General features: G+C 60.5%; 7 protein-coding genes and 1 tRNA gene. All 8 read left to right on the top strand.

Annotation, left to right across the window (positions count from 1 at the left end; all coding sequences use genetic code 11):
• Positions 1-28 precede the first annotated feature (28 nt).
• The 8 genes from VFN25_RS08455 to VFN25_RS08490 all read left to right on the top strand — a co-directional run bounded on the left by VFN25_RS08455 (position 29) and on the right by VFN25_RS08490 (position 8,744).
• Complete coding sequence (locus tag VFN25_RS08455; protein ID WP_325140797.1) at positions 29-2,389, top strand: heavy metal translocating P-type ATPase; 2,361 nt, start codon at positions 29-31, stop codon at positions 2,387-2,389.
• A 44-nt stretch (positions 2,390-2,433) separates the two neighbouring features.
• Positions 2,434-3,783 (top strand): replication-associated recombination protein A, encoded by a 1,350-nt coding sequence (locus tag VFN25_RS08460; protein ID WP_325140799.1) that lies wholly within the window; start codon positions 2,434-2,436, stop codon positions 3,781-3,783.
• Positions 3,784-3,794: 11 nt separating this feature from the next.
• The gene (dacB, locus tag VFN25_RS08465; RefSeq protein ID WP_325140801.1) at positions 3,795-5,336 is read left to right on the top strand and encodes a D-alanyl-D-alanine carboxypeptidase/D-alanyl-D-alanine endopeptidase; all 1,542 of its coding nucleotides are present in this window, start codon (positions 3,795-3,797) and stop codon (positions 5,334-5,336) included.
• 87 nt (positions 5,337-5,423) lie between these two features.
• Positions 5,424-5,996, top strand: coding sequence for a hypothetical protein (locus VFN25_RS08470; RefSeq protein ID WP_325140803.1), 573 nt, complete (start codon positions 5,424-5,426; stop codon positions 5,994-5,996).
• A gap of 150 nt (positions 5,997-6,146) precedes the next feature.
• Positions 6,147-7,424, top strand: a complete 1,278-nt coding sequence (gene serS, locus VFN25_RS08475; RefSeq protein ID WP_325140806.1) for a serine--tRNA ligase — start codon at positions 6,147-6,149, stop codon at positions 7,422-7,424.
• Positions 7,425-7,774: 350 nt separating this feature from the next.
• Positions 7,775-7,864 (top strand) — tRNA-Ser (locus tag VFN25_RS08480).
• A gap of 278 nt (positions 7,865-8,142) precedes the next feature.
• Complete coding sequence (locus tag VFN25_RS08485; protein ID WP_325140808.1) at positions 8,143-8,430, top strand: type II toxin-antitoxin system RelE/ParE family toxin; 288 nt, start codon at positions 8,143-8,145, stop codon at positions 8,428-8,430.
• 2 nt (positions 8,431-8,432) lie between these two features.
• Positions 8,433-8,744, top strand: coding sequence for an addiction module antidote protein (locus VFN25_RS08490; protein WP_325140810.1), 312 nt, complete (start codon positions 8,433-8,435; stop codon positions 8,742-8,744).
• The last annotated feature ends 156 nt before the right edge of the window (positions 8,745-8,900 follow it).

Raw genomic sequence — 8,900 nt, forward strand, 5'->3', positions numbered from 1 at the left:
CGGCAAACACTTCCCGTCTGGAGTAGACATGACCACGCACGATCACGGTTCTTCGGCAGCCACCGGCAATCACGCGGCAAAGGCCGCGCCTGCAGCGTCCGGACAGGTCAAGGATCCGGTCTGCGGCATGCTCGTCGATCCGGCAACCTCCAAGCTATCTGCCGAGCATGACGGTCAGACCTTCCATTTCTGCTCGGCCGGCTGCCGCACAAAATTCATCGACGACCCGCCTCTCTATCTCGATCCGGCGCGCAAGGCCAAGCCGGAGAAACAGGACAAGAACGCGATCTACCTGTGCCCGATGCATCCGGAAGTGCGCCAGGTCGGACCCGGCTCCTGCCCGAAGTGCGGCATGGCACTGGAACCGGAACGCCCCGGCGCCGACGAGGATGACAGCGAATTGCGTTCGGTCCACCGTCGCTTCCTGATCGCCTCGGTGCTGGGATTGCCGCTGTTGCTGGTCGCCATGGTGCCGCACCTGTTCGGCCTGCATTTCGACCCGCCGGTCTCGACGATCTTGCGCTGGGCAGAGTTCCTGCTCGCCACGCCGATCGTGCTCTGGCTCGGCAGGGCCTATTACGCACGCGGCTGGAGCGGCGCGATTTCCGGCTCGCCGAACATGTACACCCTGATCGGACTCGGTGTGATCGTCGCCTACGCATTCAGCCTGGTCGCCATGTTCGCGCCGGATCTGTTTCCGCCGTCGATGCATGACTCCAACGGTGATGTGCCGTTCTACTTCGAAGCCGCCGGCGTGATTGTCGCCCTCGTATTGCTCGGTGAATGGCTGGAGCTGCGCGCTCGCGGCAAGACTTCCCAGGCCCTGCGTCGCCTGCTCGATCTCGCCCCGAAGACCGTGTATCGACTCGATGCCAATGACAAGGAAAGCGAAGTTCCACTGGAGGAAGTCGAAGTCGGCGATCGCCTGCGCGTGCGACCGGGCGCGAAAATCCCGGTTGACGGCAGCGTGCTCGAAGGCCGCAGCAATGTCGATGAATCGATGCTCAGCGGCGAACCGGTGGCGGTCGAGAAGGGCGAGGGCGACAAGGTCACCGGCGGCACCATCAACGGCACCGGCAGCTTCGTCATGCGCGCCGACAAGGTTGGCGATGAAACCGTGCTCGCGCAGATCATCGAACTGGTCGCCAAGGCGCAGCGTTCGAAGGCACCGTTGCAGCGTCTGGCCGATCGCGTCTCGCTGTATTTCGTTCCGGCCGTGGTCGTGATCTCGCTGCTGACCTTTGTGGTGTGGTGGCTGATCGGTCCGGAGCCGCGTCTGGCCTATGCCGTGGTCAATGCGGTCGCCGTGCTGATCATCGCCTGTCCTTGTGCACTCGGGCTGGCCACGCCGATCTCGATCATGGTCGCCAGCGGTCGCGGTGCCGAATCCGGCGTGCTTTTCCGCGAAGCGGCCGCCATCGAAATGCTGAGCCGGGTCGACACTCTGGTTCTCGACAAGACCGGCACGATCACCGAAGGCCGTCCGCGCCTGACCGACGTCGTTGCCGCACCGGGCAAGGAAGAATCCGACGTGCTAGCACTGGCCGCCGCGCTTGAATCGGCCAGCGAACATCCGCTCGCCCATGCGGTGCTGTCAGGGGCGAAGGAGCGCGGGGTCAGCTATCAGAACGCCGAGGATTTCGCCTCGAAGACCGGGCGCGGCGTGCGCGGCAAGGTCGATGGCCAATCGATCCGTCTCGGCAATCGCAAGATGGTCGAAGCATGCACGCTGGGCGACGATCTCGCCGCCAAGGCAGACACGCTGCGCGAAGATGCCAAGACGGTGATGTTCGTCGCGGTCGGGGATCAGGTCATCGGCCTTATCGCCGTACAGGATCCGCTCAAGGCCGATGCTGCCGACGTGCTGGAAAGGCTCAAGCACGAAGGTCTCAAGTTGATCATGTTGACCGGCGACAACGAGGCGACCGCGAAAGCCGTGGCGCGCAGCCTGCCGCTTGATGAAGTGCACGCTGGCCAGTCACCCGAAGACAAGGCCAACATGATCCGCAAATTGCAGAAAGCCGGCGCACGTGTGGCTTTGGCCGGCGACGGCATCAACGACGCACCGGCGCTGGCTGCGTCGGATGTCGGTATCGCCATGGGCGATGGCACCGACATCGCGATGGAGAGCGCCCAGGTCACCCTGGTCAAGGGCGAACTTGCCGGCATCCTGCGCGCGCGCCGATTGTCGGCCGCCGCGGTGCGCAACATCCACCAGAACCTCGGCTTCGCCTTCGGCTACAACACCCTCGGCGTGCCGATCGCCGCCGGAGTCCTGTATCCGTTCTTCGGTCTGCTGCTCAGCCCGATCATTGCTGCGGCAGCGATGAGCTTGTCCTCGGTTTCGGTGATCAGCAATGCGTTGCGCTTGCGCAAGACGAAAATCTGAGGTTTCTGAAAACATGTTGCGAATTCCTTCCGTATCATGGCGGCATGGCACGCAAGAAAATTTCTCCAAGCACCAATTTGTTCACTGAACCCGAAGGCCTCAAGCCGTTGGCCGAGCGCATGCGTCCGCGCACGCTCGAAGAAATCGTTGGCCAATCGCGCCTGCTTGATGCCGGCAAGCCGCTGCGCCGCGCGATCGAGAGCGGCAAGCTGCATTCGATGATCCTGTGGGGTCCACCGGGTTGCGGCAAGACCACGCTGGCCTTGCTGCTCGCGCGCTATGCCGATGCCGATTTCAAGGCGATTTCGGCGGTGCTCTCCGGCTTGCCCGATGTGCGCGCCGCGCTGGCCGAGGCCGAAGTGAACTTCGGCCAGGGGCGACGCACCGTGCTGTTTGTTGACGAGGTGCATCGCTTCAACAAGACCCAGCAGGATGCGTTTCTGCCGCATATCGAGCGCGGCATCATCATCATGGTCGGCGCGACCACCGAGAATCCCTCATTTGAGTTGAACTCGGCTTTGCTTTCGCGCTGCCGCGTACATGTGCTCGAATCCTTGAACATCGAGCAGATCGTCGCGGCCTTGAATCGTGCCCTGGCGGACAGCGAGCGCGGTCTCGGCGACCAGTACTTGAAGATCGAAGACGAGTCGCTGCGCCTGATCGCCCAGGCCGCCGATGGTGATGTGCGACGCGCGCTGACCTTGCTCGAAATCGCCGCCGAGCTGGCCGACGACGGTCGCATCGACGAAACCACGCTGACCCAGGTGCTGGCCGATCGCACGCGCCGTTTCGACAAGGGCGGTGAGCAGTTTTACGACCAGATTTCCGCCCTGCATAAGTCGGTACGTTCGTCTGATCCCGATGCCGCCTTGTATTGGCTGACGCGCATGCTCGATGGCGGCGTCGATCCGGCTTATATCGCTCGGCGGCTGACGCGCATGGCGATCGAGGACATTGGCCTCGCCGATCCGCGTGCGTTGACCCTCTCGCTTGAGGCCTGGAATACCTATGATCGACTTGGCTCGCCCGAAGGCGAGCTCGCCTTTGCCGAACTGGTGATCTATCTGGCCATCGCGGCGAAAAGCAACGCGGTCTATGCGGCTTTCAATGCGACACGCGCCGAGGTGCGCGCCAACGGTACGCTGGAAGTGCCCATGCACTTGCGCAATGCACCGACCAAACTGATGAAAGGCCTTGGCTACGGCAAGGGCTATCAATACGATCATGATGCCGAGGGCGGTGTCGCCCTGGATCAGCAGTGTCTGCCCGATGCGCTGAGAGATCGTGAGTTCTATGCGCCGGTCGAACGCGGGCTTGAACTGAAGATTGGCGAAAAGCTCGCCGCGCTGAGAGCGGCACGTCGTCAGGCACGCAATGGTGAGGGTGGATCATGATGGTTTCGTGCTTGCGTTTTTTCGCCAGCCTTCTGTTTGTCTGTCTGATTGCACCTCACGTAGATGCAAAGGATGCAGGCGACACGTCCTCCACCACTGATTCCAGCCTGGCAACACTGGCCAAACGCATCGACGCGCATCTTGCCGAGCCAGCGTTTTCCAATGCTTTCTGGGGCGTCCAGGTTGTTTCACTCGATACCGGCAAGGTGATTTACGCGCACGACGCCGACAAGTTGTTCGTGCCTGCATCCACGGCCAAGTTGTACACCGCCGCACTCGTACTCGATACGTTTGGCCCCGATTACCGGATTCCGACCAGCGTGTTCGGCAGCGAGAAGCCGGGCAGGGATGGTGAATTGCGCGGTGATCTGGTCCTGGTCGGTTACGGTGATCCGACGCTCGGTCTCGACAAGCGTGTGTCCTGGGCGGACACCCTGGCAACCGCCGTGCGCAAATCCGGCGTCAAATCCGTGCGGGGCTCGCTGATCGGCGATGCCACCTGGTTTGCTGCGCCGCTGTATGGCAGCGGTTGGGAAGCCGCCGATTTGCAAAGCTGGTTTGGCGCGCCGGTTTCGGCGCTAAGCGTTGACGAGAATATCGTGCGTATCCAGGTTCGACCTGCTCCGCAGATCGGAGCGTTGGCACGCATTGTCTTCGATCCACCCGGATCAGCCGCGGATCTCGACAACCAGTTGCGAACCCTGCGCGCGCCGGCTCCCACCGACATCAATCTTTATCGCGCACCGGGATCCCCGATCCTGCATGCTTTCGGCACGATCGCGAGCAATTCGGAGATCCAGTACTACCGCCAGGCCGTGCATGATCCAGCCTTGATTGCTGCCGAACAATTGCGCGCGGCGCTGTTGCGTCAGGGCGTCACCGTCAAGGGGCCGTCGCGCAGCGTCTATTGGCCAGAGCGCAATGATGCGCTTGTCGGAGACAAGGTCCAGCGCATCGCGGATGTATGGTCAGCACCACTCGCCGAAATCGTCAATCGTGGGCTCAAGGTTTCGCAAAACCTTTATCTGCAGAATTTTCTCTTGATGGTCGGAGCAAAGGACGCCGCCGATGAGAAAGCGGCAGGCGACGAATCGCCGAAGTTTCGATCCAGCGAATCGCGCGGCATTCGCGCCTTGCGTCGGTATCTGACCCGAATTGATGTGCCACTCGATGGTGTCCTGATCGAAGATGGTCCGGGTTTGTCGCGGCGCGACCTGACTTCGCCGGCGGCTTTGAGCAGTCTTCTTGTCCACCTTGGTGACAGCCCCGGCGCAAAGGCGCTTCGACTGGGTTTGCCCGAGGCGGGAGTTGATGGCTCCCTGACCTGGCGCATGCGCAACAGTGCCGCCAAGGGACGCATCCACGCCAAGACCGGCAGCATGGCCAACACCTATGCACTGGCTGGCTACGCCTTGACGGCTGCAGACGAGCGCCTCGCCTTTGCGATCATGCTCAACAACTACAGGCGCCCTCGCGGGGCCGGAAGATCCTCGGCCGAACTCGATGCGATCGCAGTCATGCTGGCCGAATTGACTGAGCGCAGTCAGCCCTGATCCGAGCTGACCCGAATCCATGATTCGAATTGCGATCATGCCGGAACAGGCGTAGCGTCGCGTTGACAATCCTGGGGAGGAGTGCCGATGCGTATCCTGATAGCTGCCATATTCAGTTCCGTGATCCTGTTCATCTGGGGCTTTGTTGCCCACACCGTGTTACCTCTCGGCGAGATGGGGCTGCGCGCTCCGAGCAACGAAAATGCGGTCCTTGAAGCGGTCAAAATTGGCGCACAGGCGCCAGGAATCTATGTGTTGCCCTACGTGAGCGCCGAGCAATGGGGCGACGATGCGGTCATGGCCGTGTTCTCCGAGAAGGCAAAAGCCGAGCCATTCGTCTATATGGTGGTCAGTCCACCGTATGGCGACCCAATGCAGATGACGCCGCAATTGATCAAGCAGTTTGGCTCGGTATTCCTTGGCAGTCTGATCGTGGCCTGGTTGCTGGCGGCGACGGCATGGGGATTCACGGCAAGAGTAATCGGGGCAACCGCGATGGGTGTTTTCGCCTGGGCAGTATCGATCGCGCCGATGTGGAACTGGTATCGGTTTCCCAATGAATTCCTGATCGCCGGATTTGTCGAACAAGCCGTAGGCTGGCTGCTCGGCGGCATCCTCATCGCGTGGTGGCTGGGACGTACGCAACCCCGGCGATTCTAAGCACTTCCAATCAAACCACGCTGTCTCGCCGAATGCATGGATGAGCAGGGCTAGCGCCCGTCCGACGGGCCCCGCAGTTGGTCTGGTTTGCGGCAAACGGGTGGCGCGGCGATAATCCGCGCCCTTCGTCAGATTTGCGGATTCCCTCTCATGCTTGATCCAGCCCTTCTGCGCGGGCAGCTTGATGTTGTCGCCCAGCGCCTCGCCACGCGTGGCTATATCCTTGATTCGGCGGTCATCGAATCATTGGAAGCACAGCGCAAAGCGGTTCAGGTCGAAACCCAGGAATTGCAAAACTTGCGCAATACTCGCTCAAAGGCGATCGGCATCGCCAAGAGCAAGGGTGAGGACAGCGCCGCACTAATGGCCGAAGTCGCCGCCATTGCAGATCAACTCAAGACCAATGAGACACGGCTTGGCGAGATCCAGCAACAACTGGCGACGATCACGCTGGGGATTCCGAACCTGCCTGACGAGTCCGCGCCGGAAGGCAAGGATGAAGCCGGCAATGTCGAGAAGCATCGCTGGGGCACGCCGCGCAGCTTTGACTTTCCGGTCAAGGACCACGTCGAACTCGGCGCGCACAAAGGCTGGCTCGATGGCGAAGTCGCGGCGAAATTGTCCGGATCGCGGTTCACCGTGCTGCGCGGCGGACTTGCTCGCCTGCATCGCGCGCTGGCCCAGTTCATGCTCGATCTGCATACCGGCGAGCACGGCTATCTTGAGACGAATGTTCCACTCATCGTCAATTCAGAATCGATGCAGGGCACCGGACAACTGCCAAAATTCGAGGAGGATCTGTTCGCGATCGAGGTCAATGAAGCCCGACGCTATCTGATCCCGACCGCCGAAGTGCCGTTGACCAATATCGTCCGCAATACGATTGTCGATGCAGATGATTTGCCGCTACGCATGACTGCGCACTCATTGTGCTTCCGCTCCGAAGCGGGTTCAGGTGGCCGCGATGTGCGCGGCATGATCCGCCAGCATCAGTTCGAGAAGGTCGAGCTGGTCAGTATCTGCAAGCCCGCCGAGAGCGCAGCAGAACATGAGCGGATGACACGCAGCGCTGAAGTGGTTCTGGAAAAACTCGGCCTGCCGTACCGGCGCATGCTGTTGTGTACCGGCGACATGGGTTTTACCGCGACCAAGACTTTCGATCTCGAAGTCTGGCTGCCGAGCCAGAATACGTTTCGTGAAATATCCTCGTGTTCGAACTGCACCGACTTCCAGGCTCGCCGCATGATGGCGCGCTGGCGAAATCCGGAATCGAACAAGCCTGAGCTCGTGCACACCCTCAACGGTTCCGGCACCGCAGTCGGCCGTGCCCTGATTGCGGTGATGGAGAACTACCAGAATGCCGACGGCTCGATCGACGTTCCGGAAGTGCTGCGGCCTTACATGGGCGGCATCACCCGATTGAGCTGATTCGCAGTCAACAAAGTGTCGATGGCACCTGGACGCTGCGTTCATTTCCTTCTCCCCTCGTGAGAAGGTCATCTTGGGCAATTCTCCCGACTAGGCTAAACTCCGCCCCCCGCAGTTGTTGGGCGGGACGCCCGGAGTCAAACTGCCGTGGTGGCTTGCAGAGCAAGCCGTGACGAGCGGAACAATACGGAGAGATGGCCGAGTGGTTTAAGGCAGCAGTCTTGAGTGCGCAGGCAGGAAGCCGGAGCCAACATCGCCGCAGGCGATGGCCCGAAGGGCGCAGGGTGGGACGCCCGGAGTCAAACTGCCGTGGTGGCTTGCAGAGCAAGCCGTGACGAGCGGAACAATACGGAGAGATGGCCGAGTGGTTTAAGGCAGCAGTCTTGAAAACTGCCGTGGGTTTACGCCCACCGTGGGTTCGAATCCCACTCTCTCCGCCAAATATGAAATGAGCCCCGTATGGGGCTTTTTTCGTATTTGTTGGATGGGAGTGCGTGGACGAACCGACAAGGGTTCGACAAATTCATCTGGAATGAATTTGGACAGCCGAAGGGCTGGCCCGGAGCGCGCAGCGCGGAGGGTGAGGCTCAGGGACGAGCCGAACATATTCCACTCTCTCCGCCAAATTGAATGTCAAGCCGCTTTCCAGCGGGATTTTCGTTCGCCGTACTATCGAGCTGCTTGGTTGCTCAGGTGTATCCATTCGGATACACTATCAGTGAAGATTGCAGCCACAACCAACTTCATCGAATGGTTGAACGCACTCGCCGACTTGGCTGGACGTGCGCGCATTCAGGCACGTGTCGAGCGGCTGGCAGGGGGCAATCCTGGTCAGCATCGCGTGCTTAAAGGCGGTATCTGCGAAATGAAGATCGATGTTGGCCCCGGGTATCGGGTGTATTACACGCAGCGCGGCAAGGTCGTGGTTATTCTCCTCTGCGGTGGCGACAAGACCACGCAGACGAAGGACATCAAAACCGCAACAAAGCTTGCGCAGGGACTTTGAACATGAACAAGACGAAAGCAAAAACAAAGACGCGATCGTATGACGTGGCAGAACACCTGCGTACTTCGGAAGAAATGGCGCTGTATCTGGATGCATGTATTGCCGAAAGCGAAGGTGATCCTGCATTCATCGCCAAAGCCATCGGTGACATAGCAAGAGCCAAAGGCATGACCGAACTGGCGCGCGAAACTGGACTCGGGCGCGAGAGTCTCTACAAGGCACTATCCGGCGAACGCAATCCGGAATTTGGGACGGTACTGAAGGTTCTGCATGCGCTCGGTTTGCAATTGTCGGCGCGTCCGCTGATTACCTGAATCACGTTCTCTGGCGCGGAGCCTGGTTTGGCGTGTGGACCAGTGGCAGGGTACGAGGCTGCGAAATCAACATCAAGATGAACACGCATTCCGCCAGTTCCGCATTCCGCCAGAGGTCTCGAATACTCGTAGCGCACGCAAAAGTGAACAGTTCTA

It is taken from the genome of Dokdonella sp., assembly GCF_035703485.1.
Lineage (GTDB): Bacteria > Pseudomonadota > Gammaproteobacteria > Xanthomonadales > Rhodanobacteraceae > Dokdonella.